The sequence below is a fragment of the Catellatospora sp. NPDC049609 genome (genome assembly GCF_040675365.1).
Classification (GTDB): domain Bacteria; phylum Actinomycetota; class Actinomycetes; order Mycobacteriales; family Micromonosporaceae; genus Catellatospora.
This window is the reverse complement of sequence record NZ_JBFAOU010000148.1, coordinates 1-20628: the sequence shown is the minus strand read 5'-3', so window position 1 is coordinate 20628 and position 20628 is coordinate 1. Positions and strand designations below refer to the sequence as shown.

Genomic DNA, 20628 nt, shown 5'->3' with positions numbered 1-20628 from the left:
CGAAGGCCTGTCCAAGAAAGAGATCATCCGCTGCCTGAAACGCTACCTGGCCCGCGAGATCTACCAGATCATCACCGCTGAACACCCTTATGGATACCAAGCCTCAGCGGCTTGACATCCATAAGAGCATCCAAGCGCCGCCGCCAGGCGTGACGCAACGCACGCCCGTACCGGCCTAATGGCCGAAGCGCCTTTCGCTCCTTACGGGAGAGGATGGGCGCATGCTCGGCGTCACCGACCTGTGGACCTTCGTGCTCGGCACCATCGCGATCGTGCTGCTGCCCGGACCGAACTCGATGTACGTGCTCGCCGTCGCGGCCCGCCGCGGCGTACGCCAGGGATACCGCGGCGCGCTCGGCGTGTTCTGCGGTGACGGCGTGCTGATGCTCGTCTCCGCGGCCGGCATGGCCTCGCTGCTGCGCGCCGTGCCCGCACTGTTCATGGTGGTCAAGTACGCCGGCGCCGCGTACCTCGGGTACGTCGGCATCCGCATGGTGATCGGCGCCGTGCGCGGCTGGCGCGAGCGGGCCGCGGGCCGGGCCGAGGCCGCCACGGCGCAGCCGGAGCCAAAGGCCGAGAACGCCTTCCGGCGCGCGTTCACGATCAGCCTGATGAACCCGAAGGCGATCCTGTTCTTCGTCTCGTTCTTCATCCAGTTCATCGACCCCGGGTACGCCTACCCCGCGGCGTCGTTCGTGCTGCTGGCGATCATCGTGCAGATCTGCAGCGGGCTCTACCTCAGCCTGCTGATCTTCAGCGGCAACCGCCTGGCCGCCGCCTTCCGCGACCGGCGCCGCCTGGCCGCGGCGGGCACGAGCGCCATCGGCGCCCTGTTCGTGGGCTTCGGCGTCAAGCTCGCCACCTCGACCCTGTGACTACCGCCCCGCCCCGCCCCGCTCCGCTCCGGCGCACGCAACGACACCGTGACGCCTGCGCCCCAGGCCACATGCCCGACCCGCCGGACCCGCCCGCGCCACCCCACCCCGCCCCGCCCCGCGCCACCCCGCCCCGCGCCGCCCCGCGCCGCCCCGCGCGCCCCGCGCCGCGCCGCGCCGCGCCAAGAAAAATAGACGTTGGCCCATCTGGATGACAAATTCAAGATCGAAGTCATCCAGATAGGCCAACGTCTATGGCAGAACGGAACGATCGCGAAAGCGGATCGGGAAGGTGTCGGACCCGGCGTGCCCGGCCGCGGCGGCGGCAAAACGGTCGGCGTCGAAGCCGGCCGAAAACGCTTGCGCTCAGCGGGTGATCAGGCGATCGAGGGCTCCGGGATGAGCAGGTCGTGGCGCCCCAGGTCGCGGATGATGTCGTTGACCACCCAGACGTCCACCTGCGCGGGGCGGGCGTGGGTGTGCGGGTGCCGGGCGTCGCGGTGGCGTACGACGAAGTAGTGGACTGCGGCGCGCACGCGGGCCCGGTCGACGGCGCTGGCGCGCACGGTCTCCCGGATCAGCTGGCGCAGGTGGGCGGCGATGCGCTCGGCGAGGGCGAGCTCGTGCCCGGGGTGTTCCGGCTGGCCGGCCTGCAGGCGGGCGAGGTGCCCGTCGAGCTGGCGCAGCAGCACGTCCGACTCGTGGCGACTGTTCTTCCTGTCGACTGCCGGTGCGGTCTGTCGTTCGGTCATGTTCACCCTCCGCACACCGTGTTCGATGGATTACTCATCGTGAGCAAGACGGTACGTGATTCGGGCGCATCCGGGCAACCCTCGCATCGAATCCGTCTCATCCACTGGGCCTACCCGCCGCACAGTGTGGCTAACGCCATAACCGGCGGGTTCACCCGTCGGTGGCAGGTACAACGCCCCGGCCCCCGCCATCTGTTCCGGGCAGGCGATTGTCGGTGGGGGCGGGCAGGATGGTCGGTGATGAACGCGCCAGCCCTGAACGCCACGACGCACGGCACCGAGTTCGGTCCCGCCACGCGGGCCTGGTTCGACGCCGCGTTCGCCGAGCCCACCGCCGCTCAGTCGGGGGCCTGGCGTGCCGTGAGCGCGGGCGCCAACGCGCTGGTGGTCGCGCCGACCGGCTCGGGCAAGACGCTGGCGGCGTTCCTGTGGGCGCTGGACCGGCTGGCCCACGAGCCGCTGCCGGAGGACCCGAAGCGCCGCTGCCGCGTGCTCTACGTGAGCCCGCTGAAGGCACTGGCCGTCGACGTGGAGCGCAACCTGCGCACACCGCTGACCGGGATCAGGCACGCGGCGGCCCGGCTCGGCATCCCCGAGCCGGACATCTCCGTCGGCATGCGCACCGGCGACACTCCCGCCGAGGAGCGGCGCTCCTTCCAGCGCCGCCCGCCGGACATCCTGATCACCACGCCGGAGTCGCTGTTCCTGCTGCTCACCTCGCAGGCGCGGGAGTCGCTGCGGGGCGTGGAGACGGTGATCGTCGACGAGGTGCACGCGGTCAGCGCCACCAAGCGCGGCGCGCACCTGGCGCTGTCCCTGGAGCGGCTGGACGCGCTGCTGGAGCGGCCCGCGCAGCGGATCGGCCTGTCCGCGACGATCGAGCCGGTGGAGACCGCGGCGCGCTTCCTCGGCGGCGCCGCGCCGGTCACCGTGGTGCAGCCGAAGACCCCCAAGACCATCGAGGTCAGCGTCGAGGTCCCGGTCGAGGACATGACGGCCCTGGACGAGGGCCACGCCGACGACGAGGGCCCGCGCCGCGCCTCGATCTGGCCCGCCGTCGAGGAGCGGGTCTACGAGCTGATCAAGCAGCACCGCTCCACGATCGTCTTCGCCAACTCCCGCCGCGGCGCCGAGCGCCTCTGCGCCCGCCTCAACGAGCTGGCGGCCGAGCGGGTGGTGCAGCCCGTCACGCCGCCCGCCCACATCATGGCCCAGTCCGGCACCGGGTACGGCGCAGCCCCGCAGATCGCCCGCGCACACCACGGCTCGGTGTCCAAGGAGGAGCGCAAGCAGATCGAGGAGGAGCTGAAGTCGGGGCGGCTGCCCGCCGTCGTCGCCACCTCCAGCCTCGAGCTCGGCATCGACATGGGCGCCGTCGACCTGGTGGTCCAGGTCGGCGCGCCGCCGAGCGTGGCGGCCGGGCTGCAGCGCGTCGGCCGGGCCGGGCACCAGGTCGGCGCGGTGTCGCGCGGCGTGGTGTTCCCGGTGCACCGCGGCGACCTGCTGTCCTGCGCGGTGGTGGCGCTGCGGATGACGGCCGGCCGGCTGGAGCCGCTGGACTTCCCGCACAGCCCGCTGGACGTGCTGGCGCAGCACATCGTGGCGATGACCGCGATGGACGAGTGGTCCGTGGCGGAGCTGGCCGCGCTGGTGCGCCGGGCCGCCCCGTTCGGCGCGCTGCCCGAGTCGGCCCTGCACGCGGTGCTGGACATGCTGGCCGGGCGCTACCCGTCGACCGCCTTCGCCGAGCTGCGCCCGCGCATCGTCTGGGACCGGGCCGCGGACCGGCTCACCGGCCGCCCCGGCAACCAGCGCCTCGCCGTGACCTCGGGCGGCACCATCCCCGACCGCGGCCTGTTCGGCGTGTTCCTCGCCGGGTCGGAGAAGGCGTCCCGGGTGGGCGAGCTGGACGAGGAGATGGTGTACGAGTCCCGCGTGGGCGACGTCTTCGCGCTGGGCACCAGCTCGTGGCGCATCGAGGACATCACGCCGGACCGGGTGCTGGTCTCCCCCGCCCCCGGCCAGCCCGCCCGGCTGCCGTTCTGGAAGGGCGACCAGGCGGGCCGCCCCGTGGCGCTCGGCAAGGCGCTGGGCGCGTTCCTGCGCAACCCGTCCGGCCTGGACAGTCTCGACGACGCCGCGCAGGCCAACCTGTCGGCATACCTGGACGAGCAGCGGGCGGCCACCCGGCACCTGCCCGACGACCGCACGGTGCTGGTCGAGCGCTTCCGCGACGAGCTGGGCGACTGGCGCATCGTGCTGCACAACGTGCTGGGCGCGCCGGTGAACGCGCCGTGGGCGCTGGCCATCGGGCAGCGGCTGCGCGAGCGCTACGGCGTCGACGCGCAGGTGCACGCCGCCGACGACGGCATCGTGGTCCGGCTGCCGGAGACCGCCGACGAGCCGCCCGCCGCGGACGTGTTCGCCTTCGAGGCCGACGAGATCGAGTCGATGGTGGCCGAGGCGGTCGGCGGCTCGGCGCTGTTCGCGTCCCGGTTCCGCGAGTGCGCGGCCCGCTCGCTGCTGCTGCCCCGGCGCGATCCGGGCCGCCGGCAGCCGCTGTGGCAGCAGCGCCAGCGCGCCGCCCAGCTGCTCGACGTGGCCCGGGAGTATCCGGACTTCCCGGTGACCCTGGAGACGGCGCGCGAGTGCCTGCGCGACGTGTTCGACCTGCCGTCGCTGGCCTCGCTGATGCGCGACGTCGCCGCCCGGAAGATCCGCATGGTGGAGGTGTCCACCCCGCAGCCGTCGCCGTTCGCCCGCTCCCTGCTGTTCGGCTACGTCGGCGCGTTCCTCTACGGCGAGGACGTGCCGCTGGCCGAGCGCCGGGCGGCCGCGCTGGCGCTGGACCCGACGCTGCTCGGCGAGCTGCTGGGCCGGGTGGAGCTGCGCGAGCTGCTGGACCCGGCCGTGATCGAGGCGACCGCGCTGCGGCTGCGGTGGGCCGACCGGCGGGTGCGCGACGCCGAGGACACCGTGGAGATGCTGCGCCGCCTCGGCGACCTGACCCACGACGAGATGACCGAGCGCGGCGTCGAGGCGGACTGGGTGGTCGAGCTGACCCGGGCCGGGCGGGTGCTGTCGGTGCGGGTCGCCGGGCAGGAGCGCTGGATCGTCGCCGAGGACGCCGGGCGCTACCGCGACGCGCTCGGCGTGGCCCTGCCGCCCGGCCTGCCCGCCGCGTACGCGGCCCCCGTCGCCGACCCGCTGCCCGACCTGATCGGCCGGTACGCCCGCACCAACGGCCCGTTCCGGGCCGAGGACTGCGCGGCGCGGTTCGGGCTGGGCGTGGCCGTGGTCGAGCACACGCTGCGGCGGCTGGCCGCCTCCGGGCGGCTGGTGTCGGGCGAGTTCACCGCGCACTCCGACGGCGGGTTCGTCGAGTGGTGCGACGCGGAGGTGCTGCGTACGCTGCGCCGGCGCAGCCTGGCCGCGCTGCGCAAGGAGATCGAGCCGGTGCCGCCGGAGGTGCTCGGCCGATTCCTGCCCGCCTGGCAGCACATCGGCCGGCGCAGCGAGGGCCTCGACGCGGTCGCCGCCGTGATCGACCAGCTCCAGGGTGTGCCGGTGCCCGCATCGGCGCTGGAACGACTGGTGCTGCCCGCCCGGGTCGCCGACTACACGCCGTCCTACCTGGACGAGCTGTGCGCCACGGGCGAGGTGGTCTGGGCCGGCGCGGGCGGCATCGGCGGCAGCGACGGCTGGGTGGTGCTGGCCTTCGCCGACGCCGCGCCGCTGGTGCTGCCCCCACCGGCGGAGCTGGCGCGGACACCCGTACACGAGGCGGTGCTGGCCGGGCTCGGCGACGGGGCGCTGTTCTTCCGCCAGCTCGCCGAGCGGGTCGAGGCCGAGCACGCCGACCTGCTGGCCGCCGTGTGGGACCTGGTCTGGGCCGGGCTGGTCAGCAACGACACGCTCGCCCCGGTCCGGGCGCTGCTGGCCGGTGGCGGGGGCGCCCACCGGGCCAAGCCCACCCCCGGCCGGGCCCGCTACCGGCGGCCCAGCCTCACCGGCGGCCGCTCGCTGTCGTCCGCCCTGGGCATGGCCCACCTGCCGGCGGCGGCGGGCCGCTGGCACGTGCTGGCCGAGCGGGACACCGACCCCACCGCCCGCGCCGCCGCGCTCGCCGACTCGCTGCTGGAACGGCACGGCGTGGTCACCCGCGGCGCGGTCGCCGCCGAGAACCAGCCCGGCGGGTTCGCCGCCGTCTACCCGGTGCTCGCCGCGCTGGAGGAGCGCGGCGCGGCTCGGCGCGGCTACTTCGTCGAGGGGCTGGGCGCGGCGCAGTTCGCCCTGCCCGGGGCGGTGGACCGGCTGCGGTCGTACACCGAGCGCGAGGGCACGGGCCGGGCGCTGGTGCTGGCCGCCACCGACCCCGCCAACCCCTACGGCGCGGCGCTGCCGTGGCCGCACACCACCGAGGGGCACCGGCCGGGCCGCAAGGCGGGCGCGCTGGTGGTGCTCGTGGACGGAGCGCTCGCCCTGTACGTCGAGCGCGGCGGGCGTACCCTGCTGTCCTTCACCGACGACGAGACCGCGCTGGCGGCCGCGGCCACGGCGCTGACCGGCGCGGTGGCCAGCGGGGCACTCGGCGCGCTGACCGTGGAACGGGCCGACGGCGAGGCCGTCACCGGCAGCGCCCTCGGCGCGGCCCTGGAAGCGGCCGGCTTCCGCATCACCCCGCGCGGCCTGCGCATCCGCGGCTGACACCGATCCAGGCGCCGTCTGGTCCGGGCGCGGTCTGGTCCGGGACGGTGGCTTGATCGCTGTCCGCGGTCAGCAACGGAGGTCTGAGCGCGGCTGCTGACCGGGGACAGCGATCAGGCCCCGCGCCACCGCCGCCGCTGCATCCGCGGCCGGTCCCCGTCCGCGTCTCCGACGGCGCCACCGGCGGCCCCTGAGGTGTCCCGGAGGTGGTGCTCGGGGAAAGACCGGGGATCCGTATGTCGGATCAAGGCTGGCGGGTCGTGGCTGGCCGGTGGCATGCTGCGGTTCATGACCGTCGCCGCCGCCCCCGCGCGCCGAGACACCTATGTGGACTTCCTCCGGGCGTTGAGCCTGGTCGTGGTCGTGTTGTGGCACTGGGCGTTCACCATCCTGGACTGGCGGGACGACGGCCCGCACGCCACCAGCCCGCTCGGCTTCACCCGCGGGCTGTGGCTGGCCACCTGGCTGCTGCAGGTCATGCCGCTGTTCTTCTTCATCGGCGGCTTCGTGCACCTGCGCACCTGGGAGCGGGCGCGCTCGCGCGGGGTGAACATCTGGGCGTTCGTCGGCCGCCGCATGGGGCAGCTGCTCATCCCCGCCGGGATCGTGCTGCTGCTGTGGATCGGGCTCGGCTCGCTGATCGGCGCGTACTTCAACCTCACCGGCGTGGGCCGGGCGGTGAAGCTGGTGGTCAGCCCGCTGTGGTTCCTCGGGGTGTACTTGATGCTGATCGCGCTGCTGCCGCTGAGCCTGTGGCTGCACCGCAAGGCCGGGGTGCTGGCGCTGGTATGGCTGGCCGGCGCGGCGATGGTCGTCGACGTGCTGCGCTTCGGCAGTGACCTGGAGGACATCGGCTGGCTGAACATGGTGCTGGTGTGGGGCCTGGCACACCAGGCGGGGTTCTTCTACCAGAACGTCGTCGACTCGCCCCGGCGCAACGACTGGGCGCTGCTGTGGGCCGGGCTGTTCGGCCTGACCGGCCTGGTCGGCTCGGGTCTCTACCCGGGGTCGATGGTGGGCGTGCCGGGCGAGCGCTTCTCCAACATGGCCCCGCCCACGTTCGTCATCGTGGCGCTGCTGGTGTTCCAGATCGGATTCGCCGAGCTGCTGCGCCCCCGGATGCAGGTGCTGCTGGAACGGCCGCGCTGGAAGCGGGCCAACGAGCTGATCAACGAGTTCTCGCTGCCGCTCTACCTGGTGCACACCACCGGCATGGCGATCTTCCTGTTCCTGACCTGGCTGTGGCTGCGCTACGACATGGACAAGCCGGCCGACGTGGACCTGGGCTGGTGGCTGACCCGGCCGCTGGCCATCATCGGCCCGCTGATCTGCACCATCCCGGTGCTCCTGCTGTTCCGCAACCTGCAGCGCCGCGGCTCGGCCGCGACTGCGGCCCGCAATGCCGCCGAGGCGGCCGCGGCTTCAGGACCGGCCTCAGCGCCGAGTACGGCTTCGAGTGCCACCCCGGCGACGGCCCTCTCCTCCGCGGCCGGGACGCCCGCCGCGGGGTCGGTCCTCGCCGGCGGGGGCGGGGCGGCGAGCGCGGACGGCGCCGGTGCCACCGGGGCCGAAACGGCGGTGCCGGGGCAGCGTGACCGGGAGGTCGCGGACGCGGCCGCCGAGGAGATCGGCTCGCCGCGCCGGCCATAGTGGACATCGGCGCGGATCGGTCTACCTTCGTAGGCATGCCCGGATACGACTACATCTCGTTCACGACCGACTACGGACTGTCGGACGGGTTCGTCGCCGCCTGCCACGGGATGATCGCCCGCGGCGCGCCGGAGGCCCGGATCCTCGACGTGACGCACCTGATCGCGCCCGGTGACATCACCCGTGGCGCGGCCGTGCTGGCGCAGACCGTGCCGTACCTGCCCGATGCCGTGCACCTGGCGGTGGTCGATCCCGGCGTCGGCACGGTCCGGCGGCCGGTGCTGCTGCGCACCGAGCGCGGCCTGCTCGTGGGCCCCGACAACGGGCTGCTGGTCTGGGCCGCGACGGCGCTGGGCGGCATCGCCGCGGCGTACGAGCTGGCCAGTGAGGAGTGGTTCGCCCCGAACGTGTCCCGCACCTTCCACGGCCGCGACGTGTTCGCCCCGGTAGCGGCCCGCCTGGCGCGCGGCGCCGACCCGGCCGACGTCGGCCCCGAACTCGGCCTGGACGACCTGGTCCGGCTGCCCGACCCCGTGGTGGCGCTGGGCGACGGCTGGCTGGAGGCGGAGGTGCTGACCGTGGACCGCTTCGGCAACGTGCAGCTCGCCGCCGCCGGCGCGGCCCTCGAACAGCTCCCTGACCGCCTCACCGTCGGCGGCTGCCGCGCCATCCGCGGCACCACCTTCGCCGACGCCCCCTCCGGCGGCCTGGTCGTCTTCGCCGACTCCGCCGACCGCGTCGCCATCGCCGTCAACGGCGGCCGCGCCGCCGTCATCCTCGCCGTCACCCCCGGCGACATGGTCCGCATCTCCTGACCCACCCCACCGCCCCACCCCAGTGCGCCGATCTTGCGTGAACTGTGGGTACGACTCGGACTATCTGGGCAAAAGGGCAACAGTTCGCGCAAGATCGTCGCGATCTTGGGAGGACGGGCCGGGACGCGGGGGGGCTGAAGAAGGCAGGGCGCGGCGGGGCCGGTCGCGGGTGGGGTGCGAGCGGCCGGTGTGGTGGGCGGGTAGGAGCCGTGCCGCGGCGGGGAGCCACGGCACGGGTGGGCGTTACGCCCTAGACGCCGACGACCTCGCGCCCGCGGGTGTTGCCGGCGTTGCCCGAACGCACGTTGCGGGTCGCCCGCAGCGTGGTCCGCAGCGGGTTCTCCCGCCGGACGGTCACCGAGACCTGGCCGTCGGTGGCCACCTCGGTGCGCGGACGGTGCGGCACCGGCACCATCGGCTCGGCGGCCTGGTCACCGCGCGGCAGCGGGGGCGTCAGCACGCCCTCGACCTGCTCGGCGACGGCCATCGTGTCGCTGACCTCGCGCAGCACCTCGGACAGCCGCGCGCCCAGCGCGTCGCAGATCGAGGTGAGCAGCTCGCTGGACGCCTCCTTCTGCCCCCGCTCGATCTCGGACAGGTAACCGAGACTGACGTTGGCAGCCGTGGAGACCTCGCGCAGGGTGCGGTGCTGGCCCTGGCGGCGGGCACGGAGGGCATCACCGATAACTCGACGCAGAAGCACCATGTCGCACCCCCTGTACTGTTCCCCGTCACTACACTGTCGGCCGATATGCCGTCAGCCGCCGGTTGTCACCGACGGCTGAGAAGAACCGTACTCTCTTCATGCCATTTCGACACCCCGCCCCGCCGGGACGGGGGCGGAAGTTGCTCGGCGGCCGGCGCCTTAGGGATACACACTACGGCAGTCGTGCCAAACCTCGCCTGGTCAATTGCCGGATCAACCAGCGCCGACCGCCTTGCGGAGCAGGTCGAGCGCCACTTCCACGGCCACCGAGCGGACGTGAGACCGGTCACCGTCGATCCGGAACGAGCAGACCTCCTCGTGGGCGTCCGGACCGGCCAGGGCCACGTACACCGTGCCGGCGGGCACGCCGTCCTGCGGCCCGGGACCGGCCACGCCCGTGGTGGCCAGGCCCCAGTCGGCGCGGCAGCGCTCGCGGGCGCCCCGGGCCAGGCCCAGCGCCACGTCCGGGTCGACCGGGCCGCGCTCGGCCAGCAGCTCCGCGTCCACCCCGGCGAGGCTGTGCTTGAGGTCGGTGGCGTACACGACCAGCCCGCCGCGCAGCACCCGGCTCACCCCGGGGACGGTGACGAGGGTCGCGGTGAGCAGGCCGCCGGTCAGCGACTCGGCCGCCGCGACCGTCTCGCCCCGCGCCACCAGCCGCTCCACCAGCGCCGGAAGGTCGATCACACGGGCTCCCCGGGCACGCCGGGCCGGCGCAGGCGCTGCCCGGTCACGGGGCGGTCGTTGCCGTGCCGCGGCGCAGCCGGATCGCCGCGATCACGTAGTCGATGCCGGTGACCACGGTGACCAGCAGTGCGGCACCCATCAGCCAGGGGCCGACCATCGACCACGGCTCACCGAAGGGCCACAGGTACCAGGCGATCGCCGCGATCTGCAGCACGGTCTTGAGCTTGCCGCCGCGGCTCGCCGCGATGACGCCGTACCGGATGACCCAGAAGCGCATCAGCGTGATGCCCCACTCCCGGACCAGGATCACCAGCGTGACCCACCACGGGAGCAGGTCGTACCAGCTCAGCAGCACCAGCGCGGAGCCGGTCAGGGCCTTGTCCGCGATCGGGTCGGCGACCTTGCCGAACGAGGTCACCAGCTCGAAGCGCCGGGCGATCCAGCCGTCGACGTAGTCGGTGAACGACGCCACGCCGAACGTGATCGCGGCCGCGACCCGCCAGCGCTCGTCGGTCATCCCAGAAACGATCACCAGCGCCACGAAGACGGGCACCAGCACGATGCGCACCACCGTGAGCACGTTGGCGGCATTGAGCAGTGGCGGCACCCGGCGCGAACGTTCCTGCACGGCGGACACGCTAACCAGCCACCACGGCCAGCGCGGGGCGCCCCGCGGGCGCGGCGTCGATCATTTCCACCGGCACGGCCACCAGGTCGACGCCCTCGGTGCCGGTCACCCGGGCCCGGACCAGGTCACCCGGGTGCAGCGCGCCCAGGTCGACCCCGCCGTCCCCGCTGACCAGCATGGTCGAGCCGTCCACCTCCGGCGCCTGATGGGCCGCACGGCCCTCGACGCCGTCGCGGTCGACGGTGTCCACCAGCACGTCCACCAGGCTGCCCAGGCGCTCCTCGGCGCGCTGGGCGCACAGCTCCTCGACCAGCGACAGCATCCGGTCGTACCGGCGGCGGACCGTCGCCGCGCCGACCTTGCCGTCCATGGTCGCGGCCTCGGTGCCGTCCTCGTCGGAGTAGTCGAACACGCCGATCGCGTCCAGCCGCGCCTCGCTGACGAAGCGCACCAGCTCCTCGTAGTCGGCACGGGTCTCGCCGGGGAACCCGACGATGAAGTTGCTCCGCGCACCCGCCTCCGGGGCCAGCTTGCGGGCACTGTCCAGCAGCTCCAGGAACCGCTCGGTGGAGCCGAAACGCCGCATCCGGCGCAGCACCGGCTCGGACGAGTGCTGGAACGACAGGTCGAAGTACGGCGCGACGCCCGGTGTGGTCGCGATCGCCTCGACCAGGCCCGGCCGGGTCTCGGCGGGCTGCAGGTAGCTCACCCGCACCCGCACCAGGCCCCGGATCGCGGCCAGCTGCGGCAGCAGCTTCTCCAGCGCCCGCGGGTCGCCCAGATCCTTGCCGTACGACGTCGAGTTCTCGCTCACCAGCACCAGCTCGCGTACGCCGGTGCTGGCCAGCCACTCCGCCTCGGCGAGCAGCTCGTCGGGCGTACGGCTGACGAACGAGCCACGGAACGCGGGGATGGCGCAGAAGGAGCAGCGGCGGTCGCAGCCGCTGGCCAGCTTCAGCGAGGCCACCGGGCTCTTGTCGAGCCGGTGCCGCAGCACGGGCCGCAGGTGCGCCGGGGTGTGCTCGTCGTTGGTGAAGGCCGCATGGCCGGGCACGATCACCCCGGTGTCGCGGCGCTTGGCCGGGGCCATCGGCAGCAGCTCGCGGCGGTCGCGCGGGGTGTGCGCGTCGTGCTTCTCCCCGCGCAGGACGCCGTTCAGCGCGGCGGAGATCGACGGATAGTCGTCGAACCCGAGCACGGCCGCGGCCTCGGGCAGGCTCTCGGCCAAGTCCTTGCCGTAGCGCTCGGCCATGCAGCCCGCCGCGACCACCTTGGCGCCGGTGTCGGCGGCGGCCAGCAGGGTGTCGATCGAGTCCTGCTTGGCCTTCTCGACGAAGCCGCAGGTGTTGACGAGGACCACGTCGGCGCCTTCGCCGTCGGTGCTGACCTGCCAGCCGTCGGCCGCGAGGCGCGCGGCCAGCTCCTCCGAGTCGACCTCGTTGCGGGCGCAGCCGAGCGTCAGCAGCGCGACACGGCGCGGCGACCCGGACGATTCGTGGGGTGACGGGGAGGTTACTGGCACCCGACCAGGCTACCGGGCGCGCACGACATACCGGGTAGTGCCTTCCCTGTAAGGAAGGGCACCTTCTTATCGCTATTCGTGGTAAAAGGTGCCCTTGTTAACTCTCCCGAGCTACCCTCTGACGCGGCCGCGCCCTCCGGCGCCCGCCCCGGACGAGTGCTCGCCGTACCCGGAACGACAAGACGGCGCGCAGAACACACGATCATGAATCACGACGTCCTGCAGATCGCGGGCGCACTGACCGTGCTGGCCGGGTATGTCGCCGCCCAGCTCGGCTGGACCACTCCCCGCTCGATCGGCTACCTGATCGCCAACACCCTCGGCGCCGGCGTACTCGCCTGGCTCGCCTGGACCAGCCGCGACTGGGGCTTCCTGCTCCTGGAGGGCGTCTGGTCCCTGGTCAGCACCGTCGCCCTGGTCAGCATCCTCCGCACCCGCCCCACCCCCGACCCCGCCTGACCGACCCACCCGGCCCCGGCCCCCGCCGGGGTGGGGGTCAGTCGTCGTCGGCGCCGAGGCCGGCGAGGACCTCGGCCAGCTCGTCGGGCTTGATGAGGACCTCGCGGGCCTTGGAACCCTCGGAGGGGCCGACGATGCCGCGGGTCTCCATGAGGTCCATGAGGCGGCCGGCCTTGGCGAAGCCTACGCGCAGCTTGCGCTGCAGCATGCTGGTCGAGCCGAGCTGGGACACCACGACCAGCTCGATCGCCTGGATCAGCAGCTGGAGGTCGTCGCCGATCTCCTCGTCGACCTTCTTCCTGGTGTCCTGGACGGGTGCCAGCACCTCGGGGCGGAACTCCGGCTCGCGCTGGCGCTTGCAGAACCCGACGATCTCGTTGATCTCGTTCTCGCTGACCCAGGCGCCCTGGATGCGCTGCGGCTTGCTGGCGCCCATCGGCAGGAACAGGCCGTCGCCGCGGCCGATCAGCTTCTCCGCGCCGGGCTGGTCCAGGATGACCCGCGAGTCGGCCAGGGAGCTGGTCGCGAACGCCAGCCGGGACGGCACGTTGGCCTTGATCAGACCCGTCACCACGTCCACCGACGGGCGCTGGGTGGCCAGCACCAGGTGGATGCCCGCGGCGCGGGCCAGCTGGGTGATGCGCACGATCGAGTCCTCGACGTCACGCGGGGCGACCATCATCAGGTCGGCCAGCTCGTCGACCACCACCAGGAGGTACGGGTACGGCGTGAGCACGCGCTCCGAGCCCGGCGGCGGCTTGATCTGCCCGGCCCGCAGCTTGCGGTTGTAGTCGTCGATGTGGCGCACCCCGGCCGCGGCCAGGTCGTCGTAGCGCATGTCCATCTCGCGGACGACCCACTCCAGCGCGTCGGCGGCCTTCTTCGGGTTCGTCACGATCGGGGTGACCAGGTGAGGGATGCCTTCGTAGCCGGTCAGCTCGACGCGCTTGGGGTCGATCAGCAGCAGCCGCACCTGGTCCGGCGTGGCGCGCGCCAGGATCGACACCAGCAGCGAGTTCAGGCAGGAGGACTTGCCCGCGCCGGTCGCGCCGGCGATCAGGATGTGCGGCATCTTGGCGAGGTTGGCCACCACGTAGCCGCCCTCGATGTCCTTGCCCAGCGCCACCACCATCGGGTGCTGGTCGCCGGTGGCCGTACGCGAGCGCAGCACGTCGCCGAGCGCCACGTCCTCCCGGTCGGTGTTGGGGATCTCCACGCCGACCGCGCTCTTGCCCGGGATCGGGCTCAGGATGCGCACGTCGGGGCTCTTGACCGCATACGCGATGTTGCGCGACAGCGCGGTGATCCGCTCGACCTTCACGCCGAGCCCGAGCTCGACCTCGTAGCGGGTGACCGTCGGGCCGCGGGTGAACCCGGTCACCGCCGCGTCGACGTCGAACTGGTCGAACACGTGCGCGAGCGCGGCGATGACCTCGTCGTTGGCCTTGGACCGGGCCTTGGCGGCCTCGCCCTGCTTGAGCAGGTTCGGCGGGGGCAGGGTGTAGTCGCCGCCGAGGCTGGGCAGCAGCAGCTGCTCGGTCTTGGTCGGCGGTGGGGTGTGCTGGGGCGCCTCGGGCTTGCGGCGCGGCGGCCGGGGCTGGCGCTCGATGGCCACCGTCTCCTGCGCGGCGAGCCGCTCCAGCTCCTCCTCGTCGTAGTCGTCGTCGGGGTCCGGCGCGGTGAACGCGGCGGGCGGGGTGAGCCGCTTGCGGCGGCGCGGCGCCGGGATGTCCTCCTCGACGTCCTCGTCGGAGCGCTCCGGGGTGGCCACCCCCATGATCACGTCGCGCAGGTGGGCGAGCCGCTCCGGGATCCGGTTGACCGGCGTCGCGGTGATCACCAGCAGGCCGAACACGAGCAGGATGACGAACAGCGGCGTCGCGACCCAGCCGGACACCGCGCTCGCCACGCCGCCGCCGACGAACCGGCCGAGCAGGCCGCCGGCGTACTCCATCTGCAGCACGTCGACCGGGTCCTGGGCGATGTGCAGGATGGCGGTGGAGGACACCAGCAGTGCGGTCCAGCCGACGACGCCGCGGCCGCGCTGGGCCGGGTCGGGTTCGGAACGCATGATGCGGATCGCGGAGACCGCCATCAGCAGCGGCAGCGCGGCCGCGGTGGCGCCGATGAAGAAGCGGACGGTGTCGGCGAGCCAGGTGCCGAACGGCCCGGCGCCGTTGCCCCAGATCGCGACGCCGAGCAGCACCGCGAGGCCGAGCAGCAGCAGCCCGACGCCGTCGCGGCGGTGCTCCGGGTCGAGGTCGCGGGCCTTGGCCGCCTGCGTGCCCGCGGCACGCGCCAGCCAGCCGACGCCGTGGGCGGCCGCCATCCAGATCGCGCCCAGCATGCGGCCGAGCAGGGCCACCGGGTTCGCGGTGAAGCGGGACCGGCGCACCCGGGCGCGCGGCCGCCGGGCCGGGGCGCGGCGGGCGGCCGTCTGTCGGGTACGCGCGGCCGTCGCCTTCGTCGGCGTGGCTGCTCGACGACGGCTCGGTTGGGAGGTACGGCCCGCCATGCCGAACACCGTAACCCCTCCGCGTTGATCATGAACTCACGAAACGCCACGACGGCGTGTCGAATCGGTAACCGCATGATCAACGCGGAGGGCCACAGCGGACGGTCGGGATCAGACCTCCAGGACGGACGGGACGATCATGGGCCGGCGCCGGTACGCCTCGTTGACCCAGCGGCCGACGACCCGGCGCACGATCTGCTGGAGCTGGTGCGAGTCGGTGACCCCGTCCAGGGCGGCCCGGTCCAGCGCCTCGGTGACCAGCGGCAGCGCCGGGTCGAACGCGGTCGGGTCCTCGGAGAAGCCCTTCGCCGACAGCAGCGGCCCGCCGACCACCTTGCCGGTGACCGAGTCCACGACCACGGTGACCGCGATGAAGCCGCCGTCGCCCAGCACCCGGCGCTCGGTGAGCAGGCTCTCGCCGACGTCGCCGATGGCCAGACCGTCCACATAGACGTACCGGCTCTTCACGTGGCCGACCAGCTTGGCCTGGCCGTCGACGAGGTCCACCACGTCGCCGTCCTCGCAGAGCACCACGCGCTGCGGGTCGACCCCCGAGTCGACGCCGAGCTGGGCGTGCGCGCGCAGGTGCCGCCACTCGCCGTGCACCGGCATCAGGTTGCTGGGCTTGACCACGTTCAGCAGGTAGAGCAGCTCGCCCGCCGGGGCGTGGCCGCTCACGTGCACCTTGGCCACGTCCTTGTGGATCACGTTGGCGCCGGCCCGCGCGAGCTGGTTGATCACCCGGTACACGCTGGTCTCGTTGCCGGGCACCAGCGAGCTGGCCAGCACCACCGTGTCGCCGGGGCCGATGGTGATGTGCCGGTGGTCGCCGGTGGCCATCCGGCCCAGGGCGCTCATCGGCTCGCCCTGCGAGCCGGTGGACATCAGCACGATCTCGTCCGGCGGCAGGTTGGCCGCCTCCTCCATGTTGACCACCAGGCCCGCCTTGACCTTCAGCAGGCCGAGGTCACGGGCGATGCCCATGTTGCGCACCATCGACCGGCCGATCAGGGCGACCTTGCGGCCGTGCTCCTCGGCGGCGTCGAACACCTGCTGCACCCGGTGCACGTGCGAGGCGAACGAGGCCACGATGATGCGGCCGGTCGCCTTGCCGAAGATCGACGCGAGCACCGGGCCGATCTGCTTCTCCGGCGAGACGAAGCCCGGGATCTCGGCGTTGGTCGAGTCCGACAGCAGCAGGTCCACGCCCTCCGCGCCGAGCCGGGCGAAGCCGGCCAGGTCGGTGATGCGCCCGTCCAGCGGCAGCTGGTCCATCTTGAAGTCGCCGGTGTGCAGCACCAGGCCCGCCTCGGTGCGGATGGCGACGGCCAGCGCGTCCGGGATCGAGTGGTTGACCGCGAAGAACTCCAGCTCGAACGGCCCGAGCCGCTCCCGCTGCCCCTCGGCGACGGTCAGCGTGTACGGCGTGATGCGCCGCTCGGCCAGCTTCGCCTCGATCAGCGCCAGGGTGAACTGGGAGCCGACCAGCGGGATGTCGTTCTTGTGGGCGAGCAGGTACGGCACGGCGCCGATGTGGTCCTCGTGGCCGTGCGTGAGCACGATGGCCTGGACGTCGCCCAGGCGGTCCAGGATCGGGGCGAAGTCGGGCAGGATCAGGTCCACACCCGGCTGGTCGGCGGTGTCCGGGAACAGCACCCCGCAGTCGACGATCAGCAGCTTGCCGCCGAACTCGAAGACGGTCATGTTCCGGCCGATCGCGCCCAGGCCGCCCAGCGGGATGACCCGCAGGCCCCCCTCGGGCAGCGGCGGCGGTGCGCCGAGATTCGCGTTACGCCCGGATTCCATTTGCGGCGCGGTCAATATGTATCACTCCTTATGTTTACCGGCGCGGGCGCTGCCATTCAGGGCTGCGGCGCACGCACCGTCGTGCTGGGGCGGCGCGGGCCGCCCGGTGGCGTCTAGATCGGCAGGCCGGCGTCCGCGCAGTCGATGCGCAGTTGCGCCAGCTCCGCCTCGGTCGCGTCGACCAGCGGCGCGCGAACGGGACCTGCGGGCAGGCCGCGCGCGTTCATCGCGGCCTTCACCAGGATCACGCCCTGGCTGCGGAAGATTCCGGTGTACAGGGGAAGCAGCTCGAGGTGCAGGCGCCGCGCGGCGGCGACGTCGCCGCGCTCGTACGCCTCGATCATCTCCTTGGTGCCGCGGCCGGTGAGGTGGGTCGACGTGCCGACCACGCCCACGCCGCCCACCGACAGCAGGGGCAGGGTCGCCGCGTCGTCACCGCTGTAGTACGCGAACGGCGCCCGCCGCATCACCCAGCTGGCCGCCGCCAGGTCGCCCTTGGCGTCCTTCACGCCCACGATGCGCGGGTGCTCGGCGAGGGTGACCATGGTGTCGGTGGAGATCGCCACGCCGGTGCGGTGCGGGATGTCGTAGAGCAGCACGGGCAGGTCGACCGCGTCGGCGACCGTGGTGAAGTGCTTGACCAGGCCGGTCTGCGGCGGCTTGGAGTAGTAAGGCGAGACCACCAGCAGGCCGTGCACGCCCGCCTTCTCCGCCGAGCGGGCCAGCTCGACCGTGTGGTGGGTGCTGAACGTGCCCACCCCGGCCACCACCCGGGCCCGGTCGCCCACCGCCTCGACGACGGCGCGCAGCACCGCCTCCTTCTCCGCGTCGGTGGTCGTCGGCGACTCGCCGGTGGTGCCGTTGATGACCAACGCGTCGTTGCGCTGCTCGTCCACGAGATAGGCCGCGAGGGCGGCCGCTCCGTCGACGTCGAGGGACCCGTCGGCGGAGAACGGCGTGACCATCGCGGTGAGCAGGCGGCCGAATGGCCGTTGAGCGTCGTTCGTCATGCACACAACCTAGCGGACCAGAGCAGGGTCGAGAGCGGCCCTCACGACTCCCAGGTGTAGACGCTGGAGGCGATCTCCGTGCCGTCCGGCAGGGCGCTGATGGAGAAGTCGCCGAACACGTTCGGGGCGAGTTCCTGCAGCTGGCGCAGGGTGGCGATGGCCAGCTCGCGGATCTCCACGTCGGCGTGCTCGGTGGCCCGCATCGCGATGAAGTGGCGCCAGGCGCGGTAGTTGCCGGTGACCACGATCCGGGTCTCGGTGGCGTTCGGCAGCACCGCGCGGGCGGCCTGGCGGGCCTGCTTGCGCCGCAGGGTGGCGTTCGGGACGTCGGCGAAGGTCGCCTCCAGCCCCTCCAGCAGCTCGTTGTACGCCCGCACGGCGGCCTCGCCGGCCTCGACGAACTTCTTGTGCAGCTCCGGGTTGGCCGCGATCACGTCCGGCTCCACCATCGCCGCGTCGCGCTCGGGCACGTAGCGCTGGGACAGCTGGGAGTAGGAGAAGTGCCGGTGCCGGATCAGCTCGTGCGTGAAGGAACGTGAGACGCCCGTGAAGTAGAAGGTCGCGGTGCCGTGCTCCAGCACAGACAGGTGACCCACCTCCAGGATGTGGCGCAGGTAACCCTCGTTCGTCGCGGTCGCCGGGTTCGGCTTCGTCCAGGACTGGTAGCAGGCCCGGCCGGCGAACTCCGCCAGCGCCTGGCCGCCCTCGGCGTCGGTGTCCCACGGCACGTCGGCCGGAGCCTGGAAGTTGGTCCAAGCGATCAACTGCACGTGGGGCTTCACCATCTCAGTCACACGCGCCAGCTTATCGGTCCCCCACGCCCGATCCGCTGGTGGGATATAGCCGGTGTTGTCCCTGTCCAAAACCCGACCCCGCCCACCCCTCCCCGTTGATCTTGCGCGAACTGTGGGTACGACACGCACCAAACGGACGAACCCCTAACACTTCGCGCAAGATCGATCCGGCGAGGCTCGGGCTGACGTCATTGACGGTGCGATCCGACGTCACGGTGACACTTGCGTGACGTCACTTCTGACGTCATAGTGATGTCATGGACCTGTCACCGTATCTCGAGTCGCTGCGGCGGGATCTCGCCGCCGCGGCGGCGCCCGCCGGCGACGACATCGCCCGCACCGCCGAACTGCTGACGCTCGCACTCGACGCGTCGGCCAGGCTCTGCCTGATCGAGGTGCTCGCGGACGCCTCGGCCGAGATCACCACCAAGCTCGACGGCCCGACCGTCGAGGTGCGCATCCGCGGCCGCGAGGCCGACCTCGTGGTCACCCGCGCCGTCCCGGCCGCCTACGAGACCGTGCCCGAGCCCGCGCCCGCCCCGCCGCTGACCGAGGGCGGCGACCAGGCGCGCCTCACCCTCCGCCTGCCCGAGCAGCTCAAGGAGGCCGTCGAGAAGGCCGCCTCGGCCGAGGGCGTCTCCGTCAACTCCTGGCTGGTGCGCGCCACCGCCAACGCGCTGCGCCCGGTCGCCCCGCCGCCCACCCACCACCTCGGCCGCCGGGTCACCGGCTACGCCCAGGCCTGACCCCGAAGGAGACCGACATGGAACAGACCTTCGCCTGCAAGGGCACCATCCGGGCCGACCTGCGCGTCGCCGCGGGCCGCCTCGAAGTCGTCGCCTCCGACCGCGACACCGCCACGGTCAGCGTCACCGCGATGGACGCGAGCGAGGCCAGCGCCGAGGCCGTACGCGAGACGAAGATCGAGTTCAAGGAGGGCCGGCACCTGCTGGTGTCCGCCCCCGAGCACGGCGGCTGGCGGCTGTTCCGCCGCGCCAAGCTGCACGTGCGCGTCGAGCTGCCCACCGGCAGCGGGCTGACCGTCCGGATCGCCTCGGCCGACGCGGTGTGCGAGGGCGTCTACCACGACGCGGTGGTGCACACCGCCAGCGGCGACGTGGTCCTCGGCCAGGTCACCGGCGACGCCGGCGTCAACACCGCCAGCGGCAACGTGCGGCTCGGCTCCATCGGCGGCCACCTGCGCATCAACAGCGCCTCCGGCGACGTGCGGACCGGACCGGTCGGCCGCACCGTCACCGTGCACACCGCCAGCGGTGACGTCGAGGTCGGCGGCGCCGAGTCCGACGCGCGGGTCACCACCGCCTCCGGCGACATCGCCATCGGGGTGGCGCGCAGCGGCGAGCTGAAGCTGAACTCGGCCAGCGGCGACATCACCGTCGGGGTGGCCGCGGGCACCGGGGTCTGGCTGGATCTGAGCACCGCGTCCGGCCGCACCAGCAGCGACCTGCACATGGCCGGCAGCGTGCCGGCGCCCACCGCGACCCCGACGACGCTGACCCTCAAGGCCCGCACCGCCTCCGGCGACATCGCCCTGCGCCGCGTCGTCCCCGCCTGACCCCCAGCCACCGCACCGCACACCGCCACCACGCCCGCAGCCGCTCCACCCCGGGCCACCCGACCGCCCGGCCCGGCCCGGCCCCGCCCCGCCCCGCCCCGCCCCGCCCCGCCCCGCCCCGCCCCG

General features: G+C 73.0%; 16 protein-coding genes and 1 riboswitch. Of the genes, 7 read left to right on the top strand and 9 right to left on the bottom strand.

The window, feature by feature from the left end:
• Positions 1–221 precede the first annotated feature (221 nt).
• Positions 222–875, top strand: coding sequence for a leucine efflux protein LeuE (gene leuE / locus AB0J67_RS30275; protein WP_363487197.1), 654 nt, complete (start codon positions 222–224; stop codon positions 873–875).
• 377 nt (positions 876–1252) lie between these two features.
• Here the strand turns inward: leuE and AB0J67_RS30270 are convergent, their stop codons facing one another.
• Positions 1253–1627, bottom strand: coding sequence for a hypothetical protein (locus tag AB0J67_RS30270; protein ID WP_363487195.1), 375 nt, complete (start codon positions 1625–1627; stop codon positions 1253–1255).
• A 240-nt stretch (positions 1628–1867) separates the two neighbouring features.
• Between AB0J67_RS30270 and AB0J67_RS30265 the strand changes: the two genes are divergently transcribed.
• The 3 genes from AB0J67_RS30265 (at position 1868) to AB0J67_RS30255 (ending at position 8799) form a co-directional block, all read left to right on the top strand.
• A complete protein-coding gene (locus AB0J67_RS30265; protein ID WP_363487192.1) occupies positions 1868–6334 on the top strand; it encodes an ATP-dependent helicase in 4467 nt (1488 codons plus the stop codon).
• Between the two features lie 288 nt (positions 6335–6622).
• On the top strand, positions 6623–7984 hold the full coding sequence (locus tag AB0J67_RS30260) for an acyltransferase (protein WP_363487190.1): 1362 nt from the start codon (positions 6623–6625) through the stop codon (positions 7982–7984).
• A gap of 35 nt (positions 7985–8019) precedes the next feature.
• The gene (locus AB0J67_RS30255) at positions 8020–8799 is read left to right on the top strand and encodes an SAM-dependent chlorinase/fluorinase (protein ID WP_363487188.1); all 780 of its coding nucleotides are present in this window, start codon (positions 8020–8022) and stop codon (positions 8797–8799) included.
• Between the two features lie 250 nt (positions 8800–9049).
• Here AB0J67_RS30255 and AB0J67_RS30250 read toward each other — a convergent pair whose 3' ends face one another.
• The 4 genes from AB0J67_RS30250 to rimO form a co-directional block, all read right to left on the bottom strand.
• A complete protein-coding gene (locus AB0J67_RS30250; RefSeq protein ID WP_363487186.1) occupies positions 9050–9505 on the bottom strand; it encodes a helix-turn-helix transcriptional regulator in 456 nt (151 codons plus the stop codon).
• 213 nt (positions 9506–9718) lie between these two features.
• On the bottom strand, positions 9719–10192 hold the full coding sequence (locus AB0J67_RS30245) for a CinA family protein (protein ID WP_363487184.1): 474 nt from the start codon (positions 10190–10192) through the stop codon (positions 9719–9721).
• Between the two features lie 43 nt (positions 10193–10235).
• Complete coding sequence (pgsA, locus tag AB0J67_RS30240) at positions 10236–10820, bottom strand: CDP-diacylglycerol--glycerol-3-phosphate 3-phosphatidyltransferase (RefSeq protein ID WP_363487182.1); 585 nt, start codon at positions 10818–10820, stop codon at positions 10236–10238.
• Positions 10821–10830: 10 nt separating this feature from the next.
• Complete coding sequence (rimO, locus tag AB0J67_RS30235; protein WP_363487180.1) at positions 10831–12342, bottom strand: 30S ribosomal protein S12 methylthiotransferase RimO; 1512 nt, start codon at positions 12340–12342, stop codon at positions 10831–10833.
• A 124-nt stretch (positions 12343–12466) separates the two neighbouring features.
• Positions 12467–12534: riboswitch (guanidine-III (ykkC-III) riboswitch) on the top strand.
• A 12-nt stretch (positions 12535–12546) separates the two neighbouring features.
• On the opposite strand from rimO, the gene AB0J67_RS30230 reads away from it, so the two are divergent.
• On the top strand, positions 12547–12801 hold the full coding sequence (locus tag AB0J67_RS30230; protein ID WP_363487178.1) for a hypothetical protein: 255 nt from the start codon (positions 12547–12549) through the stop codon (positions 12799–12801).
• A 37-nt stretch (positions 12802–12838) separates the two neighbouring features.
• Here AB0J67_RS30230 and AB0J67_RS30225 read toward each other — a convergent pair whose 3' ends face one another.
• From AB0J67_RS30225 to thyX, 4 genes are all read right to left on the bottom strand, one after another.
• The gene (locus AB0J67_RS30225; RefSeq protein WP_363487176.1) at positions 12839–15316 is read right to left on the bottom strand and encodes a DNA translocase FtsK 4TM domain-containing protein; all 2478 of its coding nucleotides are present in this window, start codon (positions 15314–15316) and stop codon (positions 12839–12841) included.
• 111 nt (positions 15317–15427) lie between these two features.
• Positions 15428–17122: a ribonuclease J gene (locus AB0J67_RS30220; protein ID WP_363487174.1), complete on the bottom strand. Its 1695-nt coding sequence runs from the start codon at positions 17120–17122 to the stop codon at positions 15428–15430.
• Between the two features lie 113 nt (positions 17123–17235).
• Complete coding sequence (dapA, locus tag AB0J67_RS30215) at positions 17236–18132, bottom strand: 4-hydroxy-tetrahydrodipicolinate synthase (protein ID WP_363487172.1); 897 nt, start codon at positions 18130–18132, stop codon at positions 17236–17238.
• A 41-nt stretch (positions 18133–18173) separates the two neighbouring features.
• Entirely contained in the window at positions 18174–18917 is a 744-nt protein-coding gene (gene thyX, locus AB0J67_RS30210; protein ID WP_363487199.1) for an FAD-dependent thymidylate synthase, read from the bottom strand.
• 266 nt (positions 18918–19183) lie between these two features.
• On the opposite strand from thyX, the gene AB0J67_RS30205 reads away from it, so the two are divergent.
• The gene (locus AB0J67_RS30205) at positions 19184–19672 is read left to right on the top strand and encodes a toxin-antitoxin system HicB family antitoxin (protein ID WP_363487170.1); all 489 of its coding nucleotides are present in this window, start codon (positions 19184–19186) and stop codon (positions 19670–19672) included.
• 17 nt (positions 19673–19689) lie between these two features.
• Positions 19690–20502, top strand: a complete 813-nt coding sequence (locus tag AB0J67_RS30200) for a DUF4097 family beta strand repeat-containing protein (protein WP_363487168.1) — start codon at positions 19690–19692, stop codon at positions 20500–20502.
• The last annotated feature ends 126 nt before the right edge of the window (positions 20503–20628 follow it).

What these genes read in the sequence shown, in the direction of transcription:
- leuE (WP_363487197.1), top strand. Translation starts at nt 222, where the DNA reads ATGCTCGGCGTCACCGACCTGTGGACCTTCGTGCTCGGCACCATCGCG.
- AB0J67_RS30270 (WP_363487195.1), bottom strand. Translation starts at nt 1,627, where the DNA reads ATGACCGAACGACAGACCGCACCGGCAGTCGACAGGAAGAACAGTCGC.
- AB0J67_RS30265 (WP_363487192.1), top strand. Translation starts at nt 1,868, where the DNA reads ATGAACGCGCCAGCCCTGAACGCCACGACGCACGGCACCGAGTTCGGT.
- AB0J67_RS30260 (WP_363487190.1), top strand. Translation starts at nt 6,623, where the DNA reads ATGACCGTCGCCGCCGCCCCCGCGCGCCGAGACACCTATGTGGACTTC.
- AB0J67_RS30255 (WP_363487188.1), top strand. Translation starts at nt 8,020, where the DNA reads ATGCCCGGATACGACTACATCTCGTTCACGACCGACTACGGACTGTCG.
- AB0J67_RS30250 (WP_363487186.1), bottom strand. Translation starts at nt 9,505, where the DNA reads ATGGTGCTTCTGCGTCGAGTTATCGGTGATGCCCTCCGTGCCCGCCGC.
- AB0J67_RS30230 (WP_363487178.1), top strand. Translation starts at nt 12,547, where the DNA reads ATGAATCACGACGTCCTGCAGATCGCGGGCGCACTGACCGTGCTGGCC.
- AB0J67_RS30225 (WP_363487176.1), bottom strand. Translation starts at nt 15,316, where the DNA reads ATGGCGGGCCGTACCTCCCAACCGAGCCGTCGTCGAGCAGCCACGCCG.
- AB0J67_RS30220 (WP_363487174.1), bottom strand. Translation starts at nt 17,122, where the DNA reads ATGGAATCCGGGCGTAACGCGAATCTCGGCGCACCGCCGCCGCTGCCC.
- dapA (WP_363487172.1), bottom strand. Translation starts at nt 18,132, where the DNA reads ATGACGAACGACGCTCAACGGCCATTCGGCCGCCTGCTCACCGCGATG.
- thyX (WP_363487199.1), bottom strand. Translation starts at nt 18,917, where the DNA reads ATGGTGAAGCCCCACGTGCAGTTGATCGCTTGGACCAACTTCCAGGCT.
- AB0J67_RS30205 (WP_363487170.1), top strand. Translation starts at nt 19,184, where the DNA reads ATGGACCTGTCACCGTATCTCGAGTCGCTGCGGCGGGATCTCGCCGCC.
- AB0J67_RS30200 (WP_363487168.1), top strand. Translation starts at nt 19,690, where the DNA reads ATGGAACAGACCTTCGCCTGCAAGGGCACCATCCGGGCCGACCTGCGC.